Annotated in this window: 23 protein-coding genes and 1 pseudogene; 3 read left to right on the forward strand and 21 right to left on the reverse strand. The window is 40.6% G+C overall.

Translation table 11 applies throughout. The annotated features are described in order from the left end of the window. Positions 1 to 316: 316 nt before the first annotated feature. From CWM22_08295 to acnA, 7 genes are all read right to left on the reverse strand, one after another. Positions 317 to 1,741 carry an NADP-dependent glyceraldehyde-3-phosphate dehydrogenase gene (locus CWM22_08295; GenBank protein AUC91892.1) on the reverse strand — a complete coding sequence of 475 codons (1,425 nt, stop codon included), beginning with the start codon at positions 1,739 to 1,741 and terminating at the stop codon, positions 317 to 319. Positions 1,742 to 1,949: 208 nt separating this feature from the next. Then, complete coding sequence (gene ptsP, locus CWM22_08300; protein AUC91893.1) at positions 1,950 to 3,683, reverse strand: phosphoenolpyruvate--protein phosphotransferase; 1,734 nt, start codon at positions 3,681 to 3,683, stop codon at positions 1,950 to 1,952. 4 nt (positions 3,684 to 3,687) lie between these two features. Further along, the gene (locus tag CWM22_08305) at positions 3,688 to 3,951 is read right to left on the reverse strand and encodes a phosphocarrier protein HPr (GenBank protein AUC91894.1); all 264 of its coding nucleotides are present in this window, start codon (positions 3,949 to 3,951) and stop codon (positions 3,688 to 3,690) included. Between the two features lie 154 nt (positions 3,952 to 4,105). Then, positions 4,106 to 5,059, reverse strand: a complete 954-nt coding sequence (locus tag CWM22_08310) for an IS30 family transposase (GenBank protein AUC91895.1) — start codon at positions 5,057 to 5,059, stop codon at positions 4,106 to 4,108. A 278-nt stretch (positions 5,060 to 5,337) separates the two neighbouring features. Then, entirely contained in the window at positions 5,338 to 6,531 is a 1,194-nt protein-coding gene (locus tag CWM22_08315) for an isocitrate dehydrogenase (NADP(+)) (protein AUC91896.1), read from the reverse strand. A gap of 2 nt (positions 6,532 to 6,533) precedes the next feature. Continuing rightward, the gene (locus tag CWM22_08320) at positions 6,534 to 7,652 is read right to left on the reverse strand and encodes a citrate synthase (GenBank protein AUC91897.1); all 1,119 of its coding nucleotides are present in this window, start codon (positions 7,650 to 7,652) and stop codon (positions 6,534 to 6,536) included. After that, positions 7,649 to 10,318, reverse strand: coding sequence for an aconitate hydratase AcnA (gene acnA / locus CWM22_08325; protein AUC91898.1), 2,670 nt, complete (start codon positions 10,316 to 10,318; stop codon positions 7,649 to 7,651). The genes CWM22_08320 and acnA overlap by 4 nt, the downstream gene beginning before the upstream one ends. A gap of 385 nt (positions 10,319 to 10,703) precedes the next feature. Here acnA and CWM22_08330 point away from each other — a divergent pair, with 385 nt between their 5' ends. The 3 genes from CWM22_08330 to CWM22_08340 all read left to right on the forward strand — a co-directional run bounded on the left by CWM22_08330 (position 10,704) and on the right by CWM22_08340 (position 14,746). Next, a complete protein-coding gene (locus CWM22_08330; GenBank protein AUC91899.1) occupies positions 10,704 to 10,922 on the forward strand; it encodes a glutaredoxin-like protein NrdH in 219 nt (72 codons plus the stop codon). Between the two features lie 32 nt (positions 10,923 to 10,954). Next, positions 10,955 to 13,114 carry a class 1b ribonucleoside-diphosphate reductase subunit alpha gene (locus tag CWM22_08335; GenBank protein ID AUC91900.1) on the forward strand — a complete coding sequence of 720 codons (2,160 nt, stop codon included), beginning with the start codon at positions 10,955 to 10,957 and terminating at the stop codon, positions 13,112 to 13,114. A 672-nt stretch (positions 13,115 to 13,786) separates the two neighbouring features. After that, complete coding sequence (locus CWM22_08340) at positions 13,787 to 14,746, forward strand: class 1b ribonucleoside-diphosphate reductase subunit beta (protein AUC91901.1); 960 nt, start codon at positions 13,787 to 13,789, stop codon at positions 14,744 to 14,746. Positions 14,747 to 14,781: 35 nt separating this feature from the next. On the opposite strand, the gene CWM22_08345 is transcribed toward CWM22_08340, so the two are convergent. The 14 genes and pseudogenes from CWM22_08345 to CWM22_08410 all read right to left on the reverse strand — a co-directional run bounded on the left by CWM22_08345 (position 14,782) and on the right by CWM22_08410 (position 25,811). Beyond that, on the reverse strand, positions 14,782 to 15,456 hold the full coding sequence (locus CWM22_08345) for a CPBP family intramembrane metalloprotease (GenBank protein ID AUC91902.1): 675 nt from the start codon (positions 15,454 to 15,456) through the stop codon (positions 14,782 to 14,784). Between the two features lie 9 nt (positions 15,457 to 15,465). Further along, positions 15,466 to 15,738 (reverse strand): annotated as a pseudogene (locus tag CWM22_08350) (hypothetical protein). 9 nt (positions 15,739 to 15,747) lie between these two features. Next, positions 15,748 to 16,437: a CPBP family intramembrane metalloprotease gene (locus tag CWM22_08355; GenBank protein AUC92870.1), complete on the reverse strand. Its 690-nt coding sequence runs from the start codon at positions 16,435 to 16,437 to the stop codon at positions 15,748 to 15,750. A gap of 25 nt (positions 16,438 to 16,462) precedes the next feature. Next, the gene (locus tag CWM22_08360) at positions 16,463 to 16,648 is read right to left on the reverse strand and encodes a hypothetical protein (GenBank protein ID AUC91903.1); all 186 of its coding nucleotides are present in this window, start codon (positions 16,646 to 16,648) and stop codon (positions 16,463 to 16,465) included. Positions 16,649 to 16,667: 19 nt separating this feature from the next. Beyond that, the gene (locus CWM22_08365) at positions 16,668 to 17,177 is read right to left on the reverse strand and encodes a hypothetical protein (GenBank protein ID AUC91904.1); all 510 of its coding nucleotides are present in this window, start codon (positions 17,175 to 17,177) and stop codon (positions 16,668 to 16,670) included. A 31-nt stretch (positions 17,178 to 17,208) separates the two neighbouring features. Beyond that, on the reverse strand, positions 17,209 to 17,967 hold the full coding sequence (locus tag CWM22_08370) for a DUF3169 domain-containing protein (GenBank protein ID AUC91905.1): 759 nt from the start codon (positions 17,965 to 17,967) through the stop codon (positions 17,209 to 17,211). Then, a complete protein-coding gene (locus CWM22_08375) occupies positions 17,964 to 18,179 on the reverse strand; it encodes a transcriptional regulator (protein AUC91906.1) in 216 nt (71 codons plus the stop codon). Before CWM22_08375 ends, CWM22_08370 begins: the two co-directional genes overlap by 4 nt. 12 nt (positions 18,180 to 18,191) lie before the next feature. Beyond that, positions 18,192 to 18,746, reverse strand: a complete 555-nt coding sequence (locus tag CWM22_08380) for a transcriptional regulator (protein AUC91907.1) — start codon at positions 18,744 to 18,746, stop codon at positions 18,192 to 18,194. A gap of 140 nt (positions 18,747 to 18,886) precedes the next feature. Continuing rightward, entirely contained in the window at positions 18,887 to 19,084 is a 198-nt protein-coding gene (locus tag CWM22_08385; protein AUC91908.1) for a hypothetical protein, read from the reverse strand. Positions 19,085 to 19,287: 203 nt separating this feature from the next. After that, positions 19,288 to 19,740, reverse strand: a complete 453-nt coding sequence (locus CWM22_08390) for a cytidine deaminase (protein AUC91909.1) — start codon at positions 19,738 to 19,740, stop codon at positions 19,288 to 19,290. A 74-nt stretch (positions 19,741 to 19,814) separates the two neighbouring features. After that, positions 19,815 to 22,433 (reverse strand): alanine--tRNA ligase, encoded by a 2,619-nt coding sequence (locus CWM22_08395; GenBank protein AUC91910.1) that lies wholly within the window; start codon positions 22,431 to 22,433, stop codon positions 19,815 to 19,817. Between the two features lie 747 nt (positions 22,434 to 23,180). Further along, the gene (locus tag CWM22_08400; protein ID AUC91911.1) at positions 23,181 to 23,666 is read right to left on the reverse strand and encodes a UDP-N-acetylenolpyruvoylglucosamine reductase; all 486 of its coding nucleotides are present in this window, start codon (positions 23,664 to 23,666) and stop codon (positions 23,181 to 23,183) included. 361 nt (positions 23,667 to 24,027) lie between these two features. Further along, complete coding sequence (locus CWM22_08405) at positions 24,028 to 25,029, reverse strand: foldase PrsA (protein AUC91912.1); 1,002 nt, start codon at positions 25,027 to 25,029, stop codon at positions 24,028 to 24,030. A gap of 62 nt (positions 25,030 to 25,091) precedes the next feature. Continuing rightward, on the reverse strand, positions 25,092 to 25,811 hold the full coding sequence (locus CWM22_08410; protein ID AUC92871.1) for a methyltransferase: 720 nt from the start codon (positions 25,809 to 25,811) through the stop codon (positions 25,092 to 25,094). Positions 25,812 to 25,828: the final 17 nt, after the last annotated feature.

The raw sequence follows: 25,828 nt of genomic DNA on the forward strand, positions 1-25,828 counted from the left end.
TAAGTTGTTGAGCTGAAACAGTCTATCCCCAGACTGTTTCACTCCCACCCCCACACAGCTCAAACTGTCTGGGAGACAGTTTGAGGTTGGAGATGAAGCGAACTCTGTTCGCATCAGTCGTATAGGTCAGATTTGGAGTGTGAAACACGAACAAATCTGCCAATCAACCACTGCGCTGAGATGTTGACACGAACTCTGAGAAGCGAGGCTGGACTTTCTGCCCAGCCTCTTTACAGCCCTACTCAACTGTGCGGGGGTGGCTAACGACTCATCGAACCCTGCGGGTTACCGATTTTTGTCCCACTCCCTTATTATTTTATTGAACGTCAAATACCACTGACTTCACTTTCGTCATCGCTTCGATACTGTAACGGATACCTTGTACACCTGCTCCCGAACCCTTGACACCCAAGAACGGGAAGTTATCTGGACCACGTTGGGTCTTGGCATTGATATGAACCGTACCAACTTCTAATTTAGAAGCAAAATCAAAAGCAAATGGATAGTTGCTTGTAAAGATAGAAGATTGAAGACCATACTCAGACTGGTTACACAATTCCAACATTTCATCCAATGATGAAATACGAATAATTGGAAGAACTGGTCCAAATGGTTCTTCCCAAGCAATTTCCATATCTGGTGTAACATGGTCAAGAAGGGTTGGCCAAATCAAGTTTTTCTCACGTTTGTATGGTGTCAATTCCGTTGCACCTTTAGCCTGAGCATCTCTAACCAGACCTTCAATAAATTCTGCTGATTGTTCGTCAATAACTGGCGTAATGTCCTTGTTCTCAAATGGATCACCGACAGTCAATTTCTCAACTTCTGCTTTCAACTTCGCAGCCAATTCATCAGCTACAGAATCCATAACAAGAACACGCTTAATAGCAGTACAACGTTGACCTGAATAGCTGTAGGCACCACTTACAATTTCTTTTGCAGTGTGGTCCAAATCCGCATCTTCCATAACAACTGCTGCATCCTTACCACCCAATTCAAGCATGATTGGACGAATACCTGCCAATTTACCAACTTTTTGTCCAATTGGTGTTGAACCTGTAAAGTTAATGAAGTTAACTTCTGGGTGTTCGATGATGTAGTCTCCAATTTCTGAACCACGACCTGTAATTGTATTGAAGACACCCGCTGGGATTCCTGCATCTGCGAAAGCTTCTGCCAACAATAGACCAGAAATAGAACCCTGTGTTGGTGGTTTAAACATAACCACGTTTCCTCCGATTAGAGCCGGAGCAATCTTCGAAGCAGACAAGTTTACAGGGTAGTTGTACGGTGCAATTGCCAATACGATACCTACCGGTTCACGACGAACCAAAGAAACCTTTGACTTAGCAGTTGGCTCGTAGGTTCCACCCTCTAATGATGAACCATAAACACGCAAGCCTTCTTCAGCAGCAAAACGAATGAGGTGGGCAGAACGATCCACTTCTCCGATGGAAGCCTTGATCCCTTTCGAAACTTCTTTAGCTAAAATTTCACCGATTGCATCTTTACGTTCTTCCAAAATATTGGCAGCTTTGTGCAAATATTGAGCACGTTCAAATGCTGACAAGGCACGCCAAGCAGGTAATGCCTTTCTAGCAGCATCCATCGCCTGATCAACTTCTTCTTTTGACATAGCAGGTACTGTACCTAGTTTTTCTTGATTAATCGGTGAGTGAATCGCGATTGATTTTTCTGATCCAACCCAAGAACCGTTAATATAATTATTATACGCCTTCATTTTTTCCTCCTTTGAGTATAATGTGATTATTGTAACATATTGAACCTGGTTTCGCAATAATTTTTTGAAAATTTCAAATTTTCTTTCAAATTAATTTCAATCTTCAAAGTATTTTAAGCCGAATATCTCAAAAAATATATAGTACTCAATGCTGGAGCATACAAAAAAGTTTGAAGTAGTTTATCTACTCCAAACTTTAAATTTCTTATTAATCGAAATCAACATACTCTTTTTGAAGTTCAAGAACTTCTTCTGCCGTTGCACATTCTATCAAGGCACGGTGAGCATATTCTTCCATCTTAGCTGTATCAAGTTTCTTCATAAGGCTACGTGTACGAAGTACAGATGTTGCACTCATAGAGAACTCATCCAAGCCCATACCTACAAGAAGTGGAACAGCTTGTTGATCACCAGCCATCTCACCACACATACCAGCCCATTTACCTTCTGCGTGTGCAGCCTTGATAACATTGTTGATCAAGCGAAGGATTGATGGGTTATATGGTTGGTAGAGGTATGAAACTTGTTCATTCATACGGTCTGCAGCCATTGTGTACTGGATAAGGTCGTTTGTACCGATTGAGAAGAAGTCAACTTCTTTGGCAAATTGGTCTGCAAGCATTGCTGCTGCAGGGATTTCAATCATGATACCCACTTGGATATCATCCGCAACTGCTACACCTTCTGCCAACAAGTTGGCCTTTTCTTCTTCAAGGATTGCTTTTGCTGCACGGAATTCTGTCAACAAGGCAACCATTGGGAACATGATACGAAGTTTACCATGTACTGATGAGCGAAGAAGGGCACGCAACTGAGTACGGAACATTTGGTTACCAGTCTCAGAGATAGAGATACGAAGGGCACGGAATCCAAGGAATGGGTTCATTTCGTGTGGAAGATCGAAATAAGGAAGCTCCTTATCACCACCGATATCCATTGTACGAACCACAACTGGCTTGCCATTCATACCTTCAAGAACAGCCTTGTAAGCTTCGTATTGTTCATCTTCTGTTGGGAAGTCTTGTGAGTCCATGTACAAGAACTCTGTACGGTAAAGACCAACTGCCTCAGCACCGTTATCATTTACACCTTCAACGTCTTTTGGTGTACCGATGTTAGCTGCCAATTCAAAGTGTTTACCATCAGCTGTTACTGTTTGAGCATCTTTCAAAAGAGCCCATTCAGCTTTTTGTTTAGCGTAGGCTTCACCAGCTACCTTAAATTCTGCAATCACTTCTTCAGATGGGTTGATAACAACTTCACCTGTGATACCGTTAACAGCGAGGACATCGCCATCTTTAACGATTTCAGTGATGTTATTTGTACCCAAAACAGCTGCAATCTCAAGTGTACGAGCCATGATAGCTGAGTGGCTTGTACGACCACCAATGTTGGTTACAAAGGCTTTTACAAACTGTTTGTTCAATTGTGCTGTATCTGAAGGTGTCAAGTCGTGTGCGATAACGATTGACTCTTCATCAATTGTCGCAGGGTTTGGCAAACGAACGCCAAGCAAGTGAGCAAGGACACGTTTTGCAACGTCGCGGATATCTGCTGCACGCTCTTGCATGTATGGGTTATCTTCCATACCTTCAAAGATAGCGATGAACATATCCGTTACTTCTTTCAAACCAGTCTCAGCGTTTGTTTTCTTAGCACGAATAGTTTCCTTAATCTGACCAATCATTTCTGGGTCAGCAAGAACCATCAAGTGTGCATCAAATACGGCTGCGGCCTCTTCACCTAGGCTAGCTACTGCGTTCTCACGAATAAGAGAAAGCTCGTTTTGAGATGCTGCAAGAGCTGCATCCAAACGAGCTTCTTCTGCATTTGTATCTTCAACTGTAACAGTTTCGAAGGACAAATCTGGCTGAACGAGTAGATATGCCTTAGCAACAGCAACACCATCTGATGCTGCGATTCCTTTAAGCATTTCTGTCATATTCTTATGCCAATCCTTCTTTTTCCATTGTTTCAGTGATAGCTGCGATTGCGTCGTCAGCATCAGCACCTTCAGCAGAGATTGTTACGTCAGCACCTTGACCAACACCAAGACTCATAACACCCATGATAGATTTAAGGTTAACTGATTTATCTTTGTAGTTCAAAGTGATGTCTGAAGCGAATTTGCTAGCAGTTTGAACAAGCAAAGTTGCTGGACGAGCGTGGATACCTGTTTCTGCCACAATGTGGAAGTCTTTTGAAGCCATATTTGGATTCTCCTTTATTTTTACAAAATTGTGAGTTATTTGTGATAACCCTTACAAAAGACATTATACCACTTTTTGAAATCATTTTCAAGATTTTTTTACCTTTCTTTCATGTTTCCGTCATAAAAAGAGAGGCCCAAATTTCAAGTTGAAGTTAGCCACCCAAAAGAAATTCACTTGGCGACTTGTAGTCCAAGCATTTTTTAGGGTAGTTGTTAATCCAATTTTCGATAAAAGCTACTTCTTTCGGAGTCGTTTTCTTGGTTCCTTTAGGTAACCATCTCCGAATCAATCGATTATGGTTTTCATTTGAACCTCTTTCCCATGAAGAGTAGGGATGTGCATAGTAGATATGTTCCTCAGGAAATACCTCAGACAATCGTTTGAACTCCGAACCATTATCTGCAGTTATTGATAAAATATGATACTCAGCCAATAGTAACCTAAGTGCCTGATTGACAGCTTCAGCAGTTTTACTTGGAATTAATCTTATGATTTGGTGTCTACTTCGTCGGTCGGTTAAGACTAAAAGACACTGATTTTTCGCTCTGGTTAGTAGAACTGTATCAATTTCATAATGACCGTTTTCCAATCGAAGATTGATGACCTCTGGTCGCTCTTCGATTGATTTACCAGCTGGCTTAAAGTTCGGACTAGCTTGCTTCTTGCCACCTTTCCCTTTTCTAGGATAAAGCATGTCCGATTTCTTCAATCCTAAATGACCATTATGAAACCAATAGTAGATGGTTGAAATACCTACTTTCACTTGCTTCTTCTTCACTATCATTTCAGGTGAAAATTTTTGCTTATGATAGTGTAAAATCTTCTCTTTCATTTCTTTCGTTAGGATTATCTTTTTAACCGACCGTTTTCGATTGGAATGGTAAACAGTTTGTGCATAATCAGCAGAATAAACTTTTTTGTAGACCCCTTTTCGCACTTGTTGTAAGGTTGTCCCACGCTTGATTTCATTATGAATCGTTTGAGGCGCCTTTCCTAACAAGCCTGCAATTTCACGATTTGACTTATTTTCAAGTTTCCACCGCTCAATCAAGCGACGGTTATCTATTGTCAAATGTTTCCCTTTTGGGGTATAATGTCCTTGCATCTCTGTGCCTTTCCTTGTGTTTGTGGTGAACAACAAGTATAGCACAGAGGTGTTTTCTTATACCTTAAATCACATTTCATTTGACACCAGGCACCCTTGAAGCTGTTTTTTCAGCTAAACCAAGGCTATGATTAGCCTTGGGCAACTAGCCTAACAGCTTCAAGCCTGTTATCAAATGAAATCATCAACTTACTCAAACATAGTGAAACATCTAATTCTTGACTAAGGTAAGGTGGCTAACTTCATTATAGAACTTTCGATAAAAAGAGAGGTTCATTTTACTTTTTCTTCATTATAGAATCTATTAGAACTTCTGAAAATTGACTAGTAGATTGATGAGCAACGTCCAAAATTTTAGCAAAATCAAGCGTAACATTTTTATTTATAAAAGCGTCTTCCAAGGCCTGAATAATTAAAGCAGCTGCTTCTTTCCAGCCTATATATTCCAACATCATACAAGCCGAAAGCAAGAGGGAACATGGATTAGCCAAATCCTTTCCTGCAATATCAGGAGCAGTTCCATGGGTTGCCTCAAAAATCGCATGACCTGTCTGGTAGTTAATGTTAGCACCCGGTGAGATGCCTATTCCTCCGACCTGTGCCGCAAGAGCATCTGATGCATAATCTCCATTTAGATTTGTAAGAGCAACCACCTGGAAGTTTTCCGGCGCCAATAAAATCTGCTGCAGAAAGTTATCCGCAATAATGTCATTTACTACCAAAATCCCCTCTGCAAGTTCTGTAGCAAATTCTTCTTTCGCCAATTCATAACCCCACTTGCGGAAACCGCCTTCTGTAAACTTTTGAATATTTCCCTTATGAACCAAGGTCACCTTCTTCAATTGATGTTCTAGGGCATATTCTATTGCAGAGCGAATGAGGCGTTTACTCCCTTCTTCCGAAATCGGTTTGATACCAATACTTGAAGATTCTGGAAAACGGATATTTACCACTCCCATTTCTTCTTGTAAAAAGGAAATGACTTTGGCAACTTCATCTGAACCAGCCTCCCATTCAATACCTGCATAAATATCTTCTGTATTTTCACGAAAAATAGTAATATCCGTCTTTTCAGGCTCTTTCAGCGGACTTGGTACTCCCTTAAAATAGCGAATCGGGCGCACACAGGCATACAAATCTAATTCTTGACGAAGTGCAACATTAAGAGAACGATGACCTTTCCCAATCGGCGTCCCCAAGGGACCTTTGATTGCAACCAGATGCTCACGGATTATTTCCAGTGTCTCACTCGGCAAAGAAGTTCCCGTTAATTCATAAGCCTTTTCTCCTGCAAAAACCTCCCTCCACTGAATAGAACGTTGACCTGCATAGGCTTTTTTCACTGCAGCATCAATAACTTTTTGACTGACTGACCAAATATCCCTGCCAATACCATCTCCTTCAATATAGGGAATAACGGGACAATCTGGGACAATTAACCGTCCCTCTCTCATCAGGATTTTTTCTGCCATATTTACCTCTTTCCAATCGGGATGTAAGCCAAATTCCTACCACCTAAGTAGGAAGAGCGCGGACGAAGCAATTTATTATTTTTCCGTTGTTCCTGGACATGTGCAATCCACCCCGCCATACGGCTCATTGCAAAAATCAATGTAAAAATATCACTATCAATACCTAGCACATGGTAAACTGTCGCCGAATAGAAGTCTACGTTTGGAATTAAACCTTTTTTGTTTTTAATAAAGCTCTCTACTTCCTCTGACAATCTATAAAACGCTTCATCGTCTGTTCCGAATGTCAAATCACGCGCCATCTCCTTCAAATACTCTTGACGAGGATCAACCGTTTTATAGACTCGATGACCAAATCCCATAATTTTTTCCTTCGAATCCAGCTTCTTCTGCAAATATCTCTCGGTATCACCACTCTCGCGAATAGCCAGCAACATGTCAAACACTCGTTCATTTGCACCACCATGCAATGAGCCTTTCAGAGTCCCAATTGCCGTGGTGACACAAGAATATAAATCCGTTAACGTTGATGCCGTGACACGCGCAGCAAAAGTAGACGCATTCAATTCATGATCAGCATGAAGCACCAAAGCTTTGTTAAACGCTTTGATTTGTAAATCACTCGGCTCCTCACCATTCAGCATATAAAGAAAATTCGCCGCAAACCCCAGATCAGACCGCGGTTCAATTGGAACCAATCCACGTCTCAAACGAGCAAATGTTGCAATAATCGTCGGAACCTTGGCCATAATCTGAATAGATTGTTCATACAATGCTTCTAACGAATTCTCTTCAGCGTGTACATTATATACTCCAAGGAGAGATACAGTCGAACGCAACACGCTCATAGGATGCAAATGTCGCCGTGATTGAATCAGAATACATTGCTCTACCGCATCTGAAATCGCATATTCTTTTCGCAGACTTTTCTCAAAATAATTTAATTCAATCTGAGTTGGCAAATGCAGGTTCCACAGAAGATAGATGACTTCCTCAAAAGAAGCGTTATTCTCCATCAATTCAGCAATGTCATACCCTGCATAGGACAAACGGTCATTTTCAATTGCACTGATTCGCGTATCACAGGCAATCGCATCTTTTAACCCATTCGTTTCTGTCATACCTTTCCTCCTAGTTTCTTTCTTACTACCATAGGTAAAATACCTCCGTGGCGATAATAACGAATATCCGCTTCTGCATCAAACCGCACCAGAGCTTGAAACTCCTTTTTAACCTCGTCTGTTTGCGCATGGACTGTTACAATTTGACCAACACCGACATCTTCTGGCAAGTCGATTGTATAGCTTTCATGTCCAGTCAAGCCAAGACTTTCTGCCGACTGACCTTCTAAAAATTGTAAAGGAAGAACACCCATCATCACTAAGTTTGAACGGTGAATCCGCTCAAATGACTCAGCAAGAACAGCCTTCACACCAAGTAAACTTGAACCTTTGGCTGCCCAGTCACGGCTTGACCCCATCCCATAGTCTTTACCAGCAATAACAATACTACCGACACCAGCTTCCTTATATCTCATGGCTGCATCATAGATTGGAAGAATCTCATCGCCAACTCTTGTCCAACCACCAATTTTTCCAGCTGCCAGCTCATTCTTTATACGAATATTTGCAAAAGTCCCACGCATCATGACTTCGTGATTTCCACGACGACTTCCATAAGAATTAAAATCCTTATAAACAATACCATTCTCTTCGAGATAATGAGCTGCAGGACTCAATCGTGCAATATTCCCCGCCGGGGAAATATGATCTGTCGTTACAGAATCGCCAAATTTAGCCAAAACAGATAAATTTTCCAGTGGTTTTATGGATAAATCTGCCTGCATGTTGTCAAAATAGGGCGGATTTTGAATATAGGTTGAAGATGAATTCCAATTGTAATTCTTCTCTGTCTTTGTTTCAATCGCATTCCAAGCCTGACTATCTGTAAATACCTGTTGGTATTCTTCCTTATAAAGGTCACGAGTCACATAACGCTCAATGTAGTCATCTACCTCCTTACGACTTGGCATAATGTCCGCAAGGTAGACAGCTTGTTGCTTCTCATCATACCCCAGCGGATCCCTTGTTAAATCTACATTCATATTTCCCGCAATAGCATAGGCAACAACAAGCGGTGGGCTCGCTAAGAAATTAGCTTTTACCAATGGATTAATCCGGCCTTCAAAGTTACGATTTCCAGATAATACCGCAGAAACCAATAAATCTTCTTCCTTAATCGCCTCCGCTACTTCAGGACGCAGATCACCTGAGTTACCTATACAAGTTGTACAACCATAACCAACCAAATTGAACCCTAAAGCATCTAGATAGGTCTGCAAACCTGATTTTTTCAAATAGCCAGTCACTACTTTTGAGCCTGGTGCCAATGACGTCTTGACCGTCTTAGAAACTGCCAAACCTTTTTCTACCGCATTTTTTGCCAGTAATCCTGCCGCCAAAAGGACATACGGATTAGAGGTATTTGTACACGAGGTAATCGCCGCAATAGCAACATGACCTGTTTGAATTTGCTCATCTCCTTCAACATACTTAACCGTGGCTGTTTTATCTAACTCTGCTTCCTCCAAACCAAATCCACGCACACCTACTTCACGTATTAAACTAGCCTGAAACTCTGCTTTTGCATCTGTTAATTCTATCAAATCCTGTGGTCTCTTAGGACCAGAAATAGATGGGACTACTGTCGATAAATCCAATTCTAAAACCTTGCTATAAGACGGAAAACGTTCAGCATCATAGAATAAATAATTAGCCTTAGCATAGGCTTCTGTCAACTCCACGTGCTCCTCCGAACGGTTGGTCAATCTCATATAATGTAAAGTTTCTCCATCGATCGGGAAATAGCCACAGGTCGCACCGTATTCTGGAGCCATATTGGAAACAGTTGCTCGATCCGCTAATGTAAGAGAAGATAAACCTGGTCCAAAAAATTCGACAAACTTCCCAACTACATTTTCCTGACGTAGAAGTTGAGTGACCTTAAGCGCCAAATCCGTTGCAGTGGCAACCTTAGGCAATTGCCCAGCTAGGCGAACGCCAATCACTTCAGGAACGGGAAAATAGGATGCTTCACCCAACATTGCAGCTTCCGCCTCAATACCACCTACACCCCAACCAAGTACACCAATACCGTTAATCATGGTCGTATGACTGTCTGTACCAAACATAGAATCTGGATAAAGCAAACCATCCTTGTTGATAATAACATCGCTTAGAAATTCAATATTTACCTGATGGATAATTCCTGTCGCTGGAGGCACAGCGCGATAATTTTCAAAGGAATTCTCTGCCCATTTCAGAAATTCATAACGTTCATTATTTCTTTCGAACTCTAAGGCAATATTTTTCTCCAGAGCATCTTCAGTCCCAAAAAAATCAACTTGAACGGAGTGGTCGATGACTAAATCCACTGGAATTTCCGGATTAATCAATTCAGGGTTTCCACCTGCTTTCACCACCGCATCACGCATGGAGGCTAAATCTACCACAACAGGAACACCTGTAAAATCTTGCAAAATAACACGACTAGGTTTAAAAGGAATTTCTCCTTTAGGAGATGCAGCCTGATAATGAAGCAACTCCATTATGTGATTTTTTGTAACATCCAAACCATCTTTTTTTCTTAAAAGACTTTCTAATAAAATACGAATAGTATAGGGAAGTGAATGAATATCCACTTTTTCTTCCATTGAAATCGAATCCAATGCATAATATGAATATTCTTTCCCTTTATGAAACAAGCGTTTTCTATGTGATTTTTCCATATTTTATAACCTCCTTTGGCATTATTAAATAGTATAGTACAAAAGCTAATATATATTCAATACATATATCACTATAAATGTTACATTTTATAACACTGCATGTTTCCTTCAAAACATTATGACATTTGTAAAAAAGCTGATTTATACTTTACCGAGAGATTGTTAGGGTTATCAAACTAAATAGAAACAGCTATGTAAACGCTATTTTCGACTTGGCAGCATTGGACGTATGTACAATATATGGTGTCTTGTAAAAATATTGTGCACTATATTTTGTGATTTTAAATAAACTTCCTTCTTGACTTTAACCTTAAAATCTTGTATCCTAGATTGGTAACAAAATTGGGATTTTCTATTAATCCCTCATGGACAAAGGAGAAATTGAATGGTAACGATCTATTCAAAAAATGATTGTGTACAGTGTAAAATGACCAAGAAATTCTTGGATCAACATAGTGTAGATTATAAAGAAATCAATCTAGATGAACAGCCTGAATTTATCGATCACGTAAAAGGGCTCGGTTTCTCAGCTGCACCTGTTATCGAAACTGAAAATGATGTTTTCTCAGGTTTTCAACCAGGAAAACTAAAAGCCTTGGTTTAACTCCCTACTGTTTATAGAAAGAGATTGCGACTATGAGTTTGAAAGAATTAGGCGATGTGTCCTACTTCCGTTTGAATAACGAAATTAACCGTCCTGTTAATGGGCAAATCCCACTCCACAAGGACAAAGAGGCTGTCAAGGCTTTCTTCAAGGAAAATGTCCTTCCAAATACCAAGCAATTTGATAGTATTTTAGACAAGATTGCTTATCTATTAGAAGAAAATTACCTTGAAAAAGAGTTTTTAGACCAATACAGTCCAGAATTTATCATCAAAATTGATCAATTCTTGAAAGACCAAAACTTCCGTTTCAAGTCTTTCATGGCAGCCTACAAGTTTTACAACCAGTATGCCCTCAAAACCAACGACGGTGCCTACTACTTGGAAAGCATGGAAGACCGTGTTCTCTTCAACGCCTTGTATTTTGCTGAGGGCGACGAAGAATTAGCACTAAACCTGGCCAACGAAATGATTCATCTTCGTTACCAGCCAGCAACACCGTCTTTCCTCAACGCAGGCCGTGCCCGTCGTGGTGAGTTGGTATCGTGTTTCCTCATCCAAGTCACTGACGATATGAACTCTATCGGACGTTCTATCAACTCTGCTCTGCAATTGTCCCGTATCGGTGGTGGCGTCGGCATCTCCCTCAGCAACTTGCGTGAGGCAGGTGCTCCAATCAAGGGCTATGAGGGGGCAGCTTCTGGGGTTGTTCCTGTTATGAAACTCTTCGAAGACAGCTTCTCCTATTCTAACCAACTTGGACAACGTCAAGGAGCTGGGGTTGTTTACCTGGATGTTTTCCACCCAGACATTATTTCCTTCCTTTCGACTAAGAAAGAAAATGCCGATGAGAAAGTTCGTGTGAAGACCTTATCACTCGGTATTACCGTTCCTGATAAATTCTACGAATTGGCACGTAAAAATGAAGATATGTACCTCTTCAGCCCATACTCAGTTGAGTTGGAATACGGTGTCCCTTATAGCTACCTTGATATTACTGAGAAATACGACGAGTTGGTAGCAAACCCACGTATCCGTAAGACAAAAATCAAGGCACGTGACCTAGAAACAGAAATTTCTAAACTTCAACAGGAATCTGGCTATCCTTATGTTATCAACATTGATACAGCCAACCGTAGCAATCCTGTTGACGGCAAGATTATCATGTCTAACCTCTGTTCAGAAATTCTACAAGTCCAAACGCCAAGCGTTATCAACGACTCTCAGGAATACTTGACTATGGGAACAGACGTGTCATGTAACCTTGGTTCAACCAACATCGTCAACCTCATGAAGTCACCTGACTTTGGACTTTCTGTCCGTACCATGACTCGTGCTTTGACCTACGTGACGGACCATTCGCACATTTCTGCGGTACCGTCTATCGAAGCTGGAAATGAACGTGCTCATTCTATCGGTCTTGGTGCTATGGGACTTCATTCATACTTGGCCCAGAACCTGATCGACTACGGTTCAAAAACAGCCGTAGAATTTACCAACATCTACTTCATGCTCCTTAACTACTGGACCTTGGTAGAATCAAATAACATTGCCCGTGAACGCAAGGCTACTTTCCATAACTTTGAAAAATCAAAATACGCAGACGGTACATATTTTGATAAATATGTAACCGGTGACTACCAACCGCAATCTGACCGTGTTAAAGAACTTTTTGAAGGCATTTTCATTCCAAGTGGACAAGATTGGGCGGAGCTTCGTGAAAAAGTAATGGCAGATGGTCTCTATCATCAAAACCGTCTAGCTGTTGCACCGAATGGATCTATCAGCTATATCAACGATGTTTCTGCTTCTATTCACCCGATTACCCAGCGGATTGAAGAACGCCAAGAGAAGAAAATCGGTAAAATCTACTATCCAGCAGCTGGTTTGGCAACTGAAACCATTCCATTCTACAAGTCTGCCTACGATATGGATATGCGCAAGGTCATCGATGTCTATGCTGCCGCAACAGAACACGTGGACCAAGGTTTGTCCCTCACCCTCTTCCTCCGCAGTGAGCTTCCAAAAGAACTCTACGAATGGAAAACAGAGAACAAACAAACCACCCGTGACCTCTCTATCCTCCGTAACTACGCCTTCAACAAAGGTATCAAGTCTATCTACTACATCCGTACTTTTACCGATGACGGCGAAGAAGTCGGCGCAAATCAATGCGAAAGTTGTGTGATCTAAGATGTGAGGGCGTCAAAAGGACACAGCAAAAATAGGAAATACCGCAGAGATGTCTTGCATCTCAAAGGGATTTATCTTTTTTGCCAAGTCCTTAGCCCGAACTCGATTTCAAGACACTAACATTCATTGATGCTAAAGCATCTAATGAATGAACGGTACTGACTATTTGGTCAGTACCTAAGTGGCTTACTACCTCGAAAAGTCGTTATTATCGAACGACTTTTCTCAGGTCGTAACTTTCACAAGTTTAGCTGTTGGCAAGCCAACTACCTAATCTACGCCAACCGCTATGAGCGGATTGGCTAGCTACCTTACTAACTTCGAAACTGAAGAAATATCGTCTTCAGTTTCTACGTGTCGCAATACACTAATACCAAAGCATCTAATGAATGAACGGTACTGACTATTTGGTCAATACCTAAGTGGCTTACTACCTCGAAAAGTCGTTAAGTTCGAACGACTTTTCTCAGGTCGTAACTTTCACAAGTCTAGCTGTTGGCAAGCCAACTAGCTAAGCTACGCCAACCGCTATGAGCGGATTAGCTAGCTACCTTACAACACGTGAAGCAACTAATAAGCAATCGATTAAAATCCCTTTTAGGGGATTTTTTTACAGGCTACTATCTATTTGTGATATAATATTTGAAGTATAAGAAAAAGAAAGAGAATATGATGGAAACCTACTACAAAGCCATAAACTGGAACGCCATTGAGGATGTTATCGACAAGTCAACTTGGGAAAAGTTGACCGAGCAATTCTGGCTCGATACACGTATCCCATTATCAAACGACTTGGATGACTGGCGTAAACTTACTGCTGAAGAAAAAGACCTAGTTGGTAAGGTCTTTGGTGGATTAACTCTCTTGGATACTCTACAATCTGAAACAGGTGTCCAAGCCCTCCGCAACGATATTCGTACACCGCACGAAGAAGCTGTTTACAACAACATCCAATTCATGGAGTCAGTCCATGCCAAGTCTTACTCTTCTATCTTCTCAACCTTGAATACCAAGTCTGAGATTGAAGACATCTTTGAATGGACCAACAGCAACGAATACTTGCAACGCAAGGCAAAGATTATCAACGAAATCTACGAAACAGGTACACCACTTGAGAAGAAAGTTGCCAGCGTATTCCTAGAAACCTTCCTCTTCTACTCTGGTTTCTTCACGCCACTCTACTACCTTGGTAACAACAAGCTGGCCAACGTTGCGGAAATCATCAAGCTGATTATCCGTGACGAGTCTGTTCACGGTACCTACATTGGTTACAAGTTCCAACTTGGTTTCAATGAATTGTCCGAGGAAGAACAAGATAGACTCCGCGACTGGATGTACGACCTTCTCTACCAACTTTACGAAAATGAAGAAGGTTACACACGCTCCCTCTATGACGCAGTCGGCTGGACAGAGGAAGTATTGACCTTCCTCCGTTACAATGCCAACAAGGCTCTCATGAACTTGGGACAAGATCCACTCTTCCCAGATTCAGCAGATGATGTCAACCCAATCATCATGAACGGTATCTCAACCGGTACATCTAACCACGACTTCTTCTCCCAAGTCGGTAACGGATACCTACTCGGTGAAGTGGAAGCTATGCAGGATGATGATTATCTTTACGGTTTATAATCAAAAAAAGCAGTTCAATCTGAGCTGCTTATTTTTTATACTAAAAATACAATCATCAAATAAGAAATACCGTTGTTGAGCATATGTAGCGCAATCGGATAACGAATATCACGTTTGATCAGATAGAGCCATCCTAGATTGAGTCCCATCGTGAAATAAATCAAAAATTGAGGAAGAGTTGCTGGCATATGGACCAGACTAAATAAAGACCCCGTTACAAATAGATAGATTCCAACAGCCTTCATATCTGCCATTTTAGGGAAGAAATAGGTCGCAAAAAATCCACGGAAAATCAATTCTTCTAAAATTGGAGCAAAGATCACTACGGAGCTAAATGCAATCAAGGGATAAGCTGATACGAATTCAATCACTAGCTTCTGATTTTCACTTTCTGGGACTGGTACAATAAATTGGAAGATAAAAAATGCAATATAGAGTAATATCGGCCATTGAATCTTATGGAACCATGAAGCTGTCACACGATAGTCAACAGAATGGCGTGGATAGATATACTTCCATAACAGAATAATGAGCGCAATGGAGAGAACAAGACCAATTATCGCACAAATCCAAATTGTACTGTCAATCAACTGGGCAGGAATGTCTGGTATGCTTTGTAAAGTTGGTCCTACCATCAGAAAACCTGAAGCAATTTGATAGGCAACAAAGTATAGAAAAAGTAATGCAGCGTGTTTGATAAATTTTAACATATTCCCTCCCTAAAAGCTCAAGTCAACAATATTATCGACTCGTACCAACTTGGTTTCAAGCTTCCCATTCGCTAATTCACGAGAAATTTTAACCCATTCCTCATCAAAGCGGATTTTAGCTTTACTTCCGACCAATTCTTTCAATAAAACTGACATCTGATTTTCTCCTTTTGTAGTTTTCTGCAACTTTTTTACCCTAGCTTGCAACTGCTTCACTTTTTTCCTATCTGATAGAGAATTGAAAAATAGAAATCCTACTAGAATCCATAAAAATAGTTACATCCTATCCTCCTATATCAAGCCCAGACTTTGCATCAGAAGCATCAACAAAAATCCGAGAAGATTATTCAGACTGTGTAGAATAAGTGCATTGGTATATTTGCCAGAAATACGATAGGCTAGTCCAAGGACCAGGCCCATACCTCCGTAGACAACCCAAGATCCGATATTGGTCGGATTGTGAATAAGTCCAAACAGAAAACTCGATAGCAATAATCCCACAATCGAATCCTTACCAAAGACTTTCCCCATCAGAATCCCTCTGAAAAATAGTTCCTCCAAAACTGGAGCAAAGAAAACTGCAAAGAGAAATAAAACTAAGGTTGGCAAGCCTGAATTGTTGATAATTTCCTGATTGGCAGTCGTCTGACCGTATCCCTCTTCCAGCATAATCAATTGCCCACCAATTATTTTCAAACCAAACATAACGATAAAGGCGAGGACTATAAAACCAACATTCGCACCCATCCCCCACTTCTGCTCACCTTTCCACAGACCTAATTTACCAGTCAAGATAAGACCAAGCAATACAGCAAGCAATATGAGCGCTGCAGCAATCAGCAGATTATTACCGTCAAAATTTGGTAGGGTAAACATAGCCATCTGGGTCAATACATTAAGGGCAACGACAGCTAGTCCCACTAAGAGAAACTTCCAATTTTTAACCACATTCCAATCTTTGACATTTCCAAGTCTATTCATAGCAATCTCCTTCACATACACTAAGTCAGTTTTCATTACTTTCTTTTTCGATCAATAGCAGAGCTGGCAAGCCCAAAACCATCGGCAAGAGGATATTCAGATTTGACAAATCAATCTGCCCAGTAGCCAGCCATTCTCCGAAAATATAGTCAACTGCGTACAGACCAAGACCGATTAATAGGACAAGATAAATTTTCTTAAAGAATTTCATGAGTTGACCTCCATCTAAACTAAATAAGTTTGATTTTCTTACGGTTGACAATATTGAAACTAAGGAATCCAACAAGAGTCAGCAGGATAACTGTCATAGGAGTGACAAACTGGAAATACTCCGCTGCAGATGTTCCACTTTCCTGTGGAATTTGTGACTGCCAGAGGCCGATACTGACTAGCAAACTCAAAACGGCAATCTGTAGGGTTTGAAACAGAGTTCGTTTCATCATTTTCTTCCGAGCCAATTTCACATCAGCCTTGGCAACCACCAATTTATCTAGACCCAACTGTTTGATAATGGCGTCCTGTTTGAATTGAGAATAAACCAATGTCAAGAAGAGGCTGATTCCCATGACATCTTCTCCCAGCGCAAAGCTAACTAGGAAGCTCACCAGTGTCACTGTTATAAAGAGCATATACATATTGTTGCCGAAATTTGTCAAGGCCGCATAAGACACCTCGTCTAACTCACCAACAATATCATAGAAATAACGAATTGCTCGAATGTGTAGATTTTCCTTTTTCATAGCTATCACCTAAAACTCTTTCATAACATTCTTATTTGAAGTAACGACGAACCATGCGAACCTGCATGACATTGATGTAAATATGTAAAAATGCAACAACTAGAAAGGCTGTAATTTGTCGCTCTTGCAATAGCATACTGAGTACAAATAGGAATAGATACAAACCTGGCAAAACAATTTGATTCAGAGTGAAAACGATTTGAAAACTCATTTCGTAGTTAGCTTGTTTTTCTCCCTCATCCATAGCCTCCATAAAATCCTTCACCTCTTTTACCGTAGCAAATACAGACAACTTATATTCACGAATTTTCTGAGTTAATTTCATGATAAAAATCTGAGAAATGAGAAGAATGACATAGAAAACTGCATCAAATATTGACCCGTACATGAGTGCCCCCTTTTCTAAGAAGGTAACTCCAAAACCTAATCCTAAATTTAAAAGAGTCAATGACGCAGCAACATTGAAAGATATGTTCGCGTATTCTAGGTTACGAAACATTTTCATATATGTCTCATCAACATGTTCTTCATCCTCATCTGAAATAGAATGGTAAAGTTTATGAGTTTGGTTAGCCTTAAGAATAAAATATACGGTTCCAGCGAAAATGACAAAAGTAACGATACGCAAACAAAATAGAAAGTTATCTAGATTGACAAAAGACGGTAATCCAAACTTAGAAATCAATACTCCAAAAAAGCCATAAAATGCACCGAAAATTGCTCCTAAAAATAAATAGGTAAGATTCCTCATCCATCTTTGTTTTGTCGTTAATTGTTTCCCCTGTTTCATTCTTCTACCTCCACTAATTGAAAGACATTCTCCACATTTTCATTAAAAATTTGAGCAATTCGCATGGCAATGACCACCGAGGGCGTGTACTCCCCCCGCTCAATCAAACTAATGGTCTGCCGCGAAACTTCTGCTAATTTTGCCAACTCAGTCTGGTTGAGGCTATCTCGTGCCCGCAATTCCTTGAGCCGATTTTTTAAGACATATTCCATGTTGTTTCCTTTCTAGGCTTGGTAGATAATCAAGCTCTTTTCTGTTACAGCTACTTCTACCGCTACCTCTTTGAATTTTGCCATCAGTAAATATGTATAATAGAAATCACCAATACAAGCCACTGAATGCATGGTTGCTAGAATCTGATAAGCCCCTTTATCAAGCCAACCAAACATTGCAGATGCTGTCAACCCCAAACTAATAAGAACGAAGGGGGCAAGGGCAATTACAACTGTTTGGAAACGATTATAAAGGGAGTTGGGACTGATTGCATAAGCCATCCCTGTTTTCCATTTAATTCCATATTTGACTGGATTTTTGGGACAAAAAATTTTAAAAAACAGTCCATGAATCCATTCATGCATGATAATAAGCAATAGAAAAACAAATAGTGCTTCTATAAATTGCAACTCATTCATGACATTTTGAAACTCAACTTTAGAAGCTATGAATCCAAATAGCCAAAAGAACGGAAACACTAATAAAATTGTAGTTACATACAACCTTGCTGCCAACTTTTTATCGCTTCTAACATCTACTTCGTATAATTTCTTTTTATTTTCCATTTTTCTTCTCCTTCTATTTCACCTAGCTCAAACTCAATAAACCTAGAGCAACTCCAATCAATAATCCGACAATACAGGCTCCTGCAATCATAATCGCTGCCATATCTGCTGAAATGTATCGTTTCATGGTCTATCTCCTTCTACTTATTTCCTTTTTTCTCCATTTGTAAACTTGCTTCGATACAAGCAATTGAAGCAATTATAGTAGTCATTAGAGCTGTATCCATATCGCTCCATCCCAGCAAATCAGAAAGAAGAATGTAAGCCAATAACAGAATGGACCCTATTTCGACTGCACGCGCAACGGTTGTTCCTGTAATCATAAAGGATTGTTTCATTTGGTGACTCCTTATCTGTTCATCGTATTAGATGAATCCTTTTGATTTTTATCTTGATATCATTGTAACACTTCTTTTTCTTTTTGACAAGTATCTTTGTCAAAAAAATAATAATTTTTGTCAAAAAGTTTATGAATGTTGTCAAATTGACTAGAATGCCATACAAAAAACTCTTCTACCCAAAGGATAAAAGAGTTCATTTGTTATTCCAAGTGATCCACACCAGCTTGCATTCTTTCTTCACCCCACCAGTAAGGCATGAGTTCGCCTAATGTGATGGTTTCTCGTTTGTCAAAATCAACCATGATTTCTGTCTGTGCATTCTCAGCCGACAGTTGCATCAAAAATTCACGGCAAGCTCCGCAAGGCATTCCTGAACCTTCTCCAAAGGGAGCTTGATCTCGAAAAGCAATAATGCGTTTTATCGCTGTTTGACCACTATCCTGAAACATATTAAAGGCAGCTGCTCTCTCTGCACAAAGATGAAACACACCTGCTGTTGCCTCAAAGCAATAACCGGTGTAAATTTGTCCATCTTCTGCCTCAATTGCAGCAACAACATGGTTTGAATAAATAAAAGGCGAAACATAATGCGGAGCATAGTGGACTTTTGCCTGATTATACAACTCTTGCCAAATATCACTTACATGTTCCATTATTATTCCTCATTCCAATTTTGAAAGATATTCCCTTGCTAGTCACTCTAGCAAAGGGATATACACTGACTATATTATAAGTTTTCAGCTACGCTGTTCAAGAGGTTTTGGATTGCAGAGGCATCGCTACCACCTGCCATGGCCATGTCTGGCTTACCACCACCACGACCTGCTACGATTGGCGCAAGGACTTTGATGAGGTTACCTGCATGAACATCGTTTGACTTGCTTGCTACAAGAACATTGACCTTGTCACCGATTGCGGCAACCAACACCAAGACGTCAGAGTAGTCTTTTTGCTTCCAGTTGTCAGCGAAGGTACGGAGAGCACCTGCATCTGAAACTTGGACCTGGCTAGCAATGTAGCGAATGCCATTAGCATCTTTGACCTCTTTGAAGACATCACCAGCAGCTGCTGCCGCTGCTTTTTCTTTCAGAGCTGCATTTTCTTTTTGCAGGTCACGAACTTGTTGTGCAAGACTTTCAACCTTGTTTGGCACTTCCTTGATCTGCGGTGACTTGATAGTTGCCGCTACTTCTTTGAGGGCATCTTCTTGGTCACGATAGGCAAGGAAGGCTTCACGGCCTGTTACCGCAATGATACGGCGAGTACCTGAACCGATACCTTCTTCTTTCAAAATCTTGAAGATACCGATTTCAGCGGTGTTGCTAACATGGGTACCACCACAGAGCTCCACAGAATAGTCACCGATAGTAACAACGCGGACTTCTTTACCGTATTTTTCACCAAAGAGAGCCATTGCCCCCATTTCCTTGGCTGTGTCAATATCTGTCTCAACTGTCACAACTGGGATAGCATTCCAAATTTGCTCATTGACTTCTTCTTCAATACGACGAAGTTCTTCCGCAGTAACTGCCTCAAAATGCGTAAAGTCAAAGCGGAGGAAGTCTTGCTCGTTCAAGGAACCAGCCTGTGTTGCATGCTCGCCGATAATATTGTGAAGAGCTGCATGGAGCAAGTGAGTTGCTGTGTGGTTCTTCTCAACACCCTTACGGCGTTTTGTTTCGATTTCAAGTGTGTAGGTTTGACCAACTGAAATGCTTGCGGACAGTTCAACTGTGTGCAATGGTTGACCATTTGGTGCTTTCTGCACATCGATGACAGTCGCAACAATGTCTCCAGCAGCATTTTTCACAAAACCATGGTCTGCAACCTGACCACCCATTTCTGCATAGAATGGTGTTTGGTCAAAGACAAGGAGGGCTTGACCTTCTGAGACTGCTTCTGTACGCGCATTATCAGCCACAATGACAGATAAGCTTGCTTCAAGAGCTGTTTGGCCGTAAACAAAGGTCGACTCTTCTGTGATAGCAGCCAGGGTTTCATTTTGCATACCCATTGAACCACCTTTGACAACTGAGGCACGGGCACGGTCCTGTTGCTCTTTCATAGCCGCTTCAAAACCAGCAATATCAAGGGTCATACCACGGTGCTCAGCCAATTCTTCTGTCAATTCTACTTGGAAACCATAGGTATCATAGAGTTTGAAAATGTCACGACCATCAATCTCAGACTTACCTTCTGCTGCCAATTTATCCATCAATTGCTCAGCAAATTGTGAACCTGTATGGATAGTACGAGCAAATGACTCTTCTTCACTCTTAACAATCTTCTCAATGAAGGCACGTTTTTCAAGTATTTCTGGATAGTAGCTTTCCATGATATTGCCAACTGTCTCCACCAATTTGTACAAGAATGGCTCTGTAATGCCCAAACGTTGGCCATGCATAGAAGCACGACGAAGCAAACGACGAAGGACATAACCACGACCTTCATTTCCAGGAAGGGCACCGTCACCAATAGCAAAAGAAAGGGCACGGATGTGGTCTGCAATAACCTTGAAGCTCATGTTGTCGCCATCTTGGTCATAGGTCTTACCAGAAATCTTTTCTACTTCACGAATGATTGGCAAGAAGAGATCCGTTTCAAAGTTGGTCTTAGCCCCTTGGAAAATAGCTGCCAAACGCTCCAAACCTGCGCCCGTATCGATGTTTTTGTTTGGCAATTCCTTGTACTCAGAACGCGGAACAGCTGGGTCTGCGTTGAACTGGGACAATACGATATTCCAAATCTCGATGTAACGATCATTTTCAATATCTTCTTCCAAGAGACGGATACCAATGTTTTCAGGGTCAAAGTCAGTACCACGGTCAAAGAAAATTTCCGTATCTGGACCAGAAGGACCTGCACCAATTTCCCAGAAGTTATCCTCAAGCGGAATCAAGTGGCTTGGCTCAACACCAAGGGCAATCCAACGATTGTATGAATCCACATCATCAGGATAGTAAGTCATGTAGAGCTTGTCTTTTGGCAAAGCAAACCATTCTGGACTGGTCAAAAGCTCAAAGCCCCACTCAATCGCTTCATCACGGAAATAATCACCGATAGAGAAGTTACCAAGCATTTCAAACATGGTGTGGTGGCGGGCTGTCTTACCAACGTTTTCAATATCGTTGGTACGGATGGATTTTTGGGCATTTGTAATCCGTGGGTTATCTGGAATGACAGAGCCATCGAAGTATTTTTTTAGAGTTGCCACACCAGAGTTGATCCATAAAAGAGTTGGATCGTTTACTGGGACAAGATTTGCTGAAGGCTCAACAGAGTGACCCTTTGATTTCCAGAAATCCAACCACATTTGACGAATTTGAGCAGAAGATAAATTTTTCATAAACTAAGATACCAAGCCCGATTAGAAGGCGACTGAAAAATAGGAAACTGACAGGAAATCTTGATTTCCTAGGCAGTTTATCTTTTTTCCGAGCCTTCCGGGCGGGTTCAATTTAACGAAACAGTTAAATTAAACATTTCCTTTCATATTTGATAATTTAGGGGAAAGTCCGTAGACCGAGTTCAACTAAGATACTAAGGGCGTTAAGCGGACACCGTCAAAATAGAAAAACTGACGAAGACGCTTGCGTCTAAGAAGTGGTTCTATTTTTGACAAAGTCCCTAGCCCGAGTTCATTTCAGATTAAACTCGATGCCCTTTCCTTTCGTTTAGATATTTTGAAAAATTATTAGAAAGAAGCGAGCCTTCCGGGCGGGTTCAATTTAACGAAACAGTTAAATTAAACATTTCCTTTCATATTTGATAATTTAGGTGAAAGTCCGTAGACCGAGTTCAACTAAGATACTAAGGGCGTTAAGCGGACACCGTCAAAATAGGAACCCTGATGAAGACGCTTGCGTCTAGGAAGTGTTTCTCTTTTTGACAAAGTCCGTAGCCCGAGGTCATTTCAGAATAAACTCGATGCCCTTTCCTTTCGTTTAGATATTTTGAAAAATTATTAGAAAGAAGCGAGCCTTCCGGGCCGGTTCAATTCAGAAAATTATCTAAATTGAACATTTCCTTTCATAAGTGATAGTTAGGCGGGTTCAATTTAACGGACCAGTTAAACTGAATGATTATTTCACGATTAATTCGATGCATCTTCCATCATTTCGATGTAGTCAATTGCGACCACCAAGGAAATGACCAAATCTGCATAGGAGTCCTCCAATACAGTAACGGAGTAATGAGACGTTAAATGAAAGAGTTCTTTGGAGATTTCAGCTACGAGCATACCATCTGGTCTTTTCAAGCGAAAATCCAAATCCCAGATATTTCCGTCTAGGATTAAACCTAGATTTTCCACAGTATAACGGTCCTTGAAAAAGGTAAATTCCTTTTGCAAGTAGAAAGAATGACCATCTGCCATATCAATGGTAAACTGGGGCAGGAAGGTCAAAAACTTCTTAGTAATCTGACAAACTTCCCCACCTCTGGAATTGGTCACGATAAATCGTTTTGGAATTTCGAGGAAAGAGCCCTCCACTTGATAAGCAAGATCCCCAAAACTATCACGAATATCAAATTTTTCACCACCAAAGGTAAAGCGCTGTTTCACTTGAAATTGCTTCATGATAACCTCCAAAAAAATAACAAGAAATCAAACGAAGGGCGAAAAACCGCGGTACCACCTTCATTCAATGACTTGTCATTCTCATTTCATAACCTATGCTCACAAGTGAAGCACTCGTATATAAGAGATAGCATTTCGCTAATCAAAGCAGTTTTTAAGGTAATACGACTGTATTTTGAAAAAAACTAACGATGAGTAGCTGAAAAACTAGACTTAGATAGAAGTACTAAACTATGAATACAGGTTCTCATATTCAATTGTTCTATTAAGTAGCAAGATACTTGGCCTAGATGGCTCGCAACAACCGCCAATTTTCTGAACTAAGTAATCAAGTATCTATTCTTAATAAGTAAAGCGTCAATTATTGACCTGAAGAACTAGAAGATTCTGTTGTAGAAGAAGAACTTTCAGTCGACGAAGAGCTACTTTCCGTTGATGAAGAACTGCTTTCTTCTGTTGTCACATATTGTGAAAGAAGATTTTGGAAAGCACTGTCTTTAACCTTAACGTTTGCTTTTTGGAGCGCTTCTTTCAGCACAGTAGCAACAAATGTTGAATCACTTTGCTTTTGCGCCAAAATAATCTCTTTCAACTTATCTTTATAGTCTTCCCAGTTGGCAGATTTTTCTGACTTCGCTTCCAATTTTACAACATAGTAGCTAGTTGTATAAGTTGTCATATCTACTACTGAAATAACGGATGCCCCTACTTGACCTGCATCCAAAGCAAAGACCGCGTTTTGAACTTCTGTAGGAACAGTTGTTGAAGTTGAATCGAATTTTACTTCGCCTCCATTGTCTTTTGTAGCAGTATCCGTAGAATTGTCCTTCGCCAATTGAGCAAAATCTGCACCTTCAGCTTGTGCTGCCGCTAAAACTTCATTTGCCTTAGCTTCGTCTGTCAATTTGATGATACGTGCAGTCACTTCTGGTGTATAGGCATCATAAGCTGCCTTGTAGTTCTCATCAGTCAATTCCTTTTCAGCAGCCTGTTTTACAGCATACTCAACCAATTTATTAGTACGGATTTGTTCTTTGTAAGTTTCTTGAGTCAAGCCAGCTGAAGAAAGAGCTGTTGCAAATGAATCACCATATTGCTCTGCCATTTTGTCATAAGCCTCATCGACTTCTTTTGCAGTCACTTTGTCACCATACTGGTCTTCAAATACATTACTAATAATCATTGACAATAGAACTTGTTGAGCTTGAGAGTTTGTTTTTACCTTCTCATAAAACTCAGACACAGTAATCGTATTCCCTTTCATCGTAATGATATCTTTATCAGCTGCATTGGAACAAGCAGCGAGTGTTACTGCAGCAAAGAGTGTTACTGCACCCGCGAGAATTTTTTTAGTTTGCTTCATTTAAAGTTTCTCTCCTTTTTTTCGTTAACCCTTTCATTATAACACAAAAGCTTAAAAACTTCTTAAATTTCTGTAAGTTTTAAGTCAACATTTTCCCTGTTTTTCCTCAACATAAGGAGACCGTCACTCATGGAAACAAGACTAGCAGTCACATCTGGATTATCCAAAGTCGCATCGAATAAACGTTGCAATCCCTTATAAATAGTGCGCTGCCCTCTTCTGACATCCTTGATGTCTTTGGCAACATCTCCTCCTTGGAAGATGTCATCCAAAATGATTAGACCGCCTACTTTGACCTTTTTCAAGACTTCTGGTAAAAATACAATATATTTTGATTTAGCAGAATCCATGAAAACAAAATCGTATGCGTCATCTGGTAAAGTCGGAAGAATATCCATGGCTTCCCCTTCCAGCAATTCAATCTGCTGGCGCTGATCATATTTGACAAAGTTTTCCTTTGCAAAGCCAATCATTTCTTCATTTCGATCAATCGTTGTAATCTTCGAATGCGGGCTATTGTCAGCCATCAGTAACGCAGAGAAGCCAATAGCAGTTCCAATTTCTAAAATCCGTTTAGGTTGGAGTGTCTGCATCAGCAAGCGGAAATAAGCTACCGTTTCATGAGGGATAACTGGAATGTTTTCTTGATGAGCAAACTCTTCCAGTTCTTTCAAAAAACCTGTATTTTGCGCCTGACGTGTTCGCATAAAATCTACAATTTCTTCCTTGACAACCGGACGGCGCATATTGTGATTTGCGTTTTTACTATATGATTCGACCATAGAATCCATTATATCAT

Origin of the sequence: Streptococcus suis (genome assembly GCA_002831545.1) — a bacterium.
GTDB classification, from domain to species: Bacteria; Bacillota; Bacilli; order Lactobacillales; family Streptococcaceae; genus Streptococcus; species Streptococcus suis_P.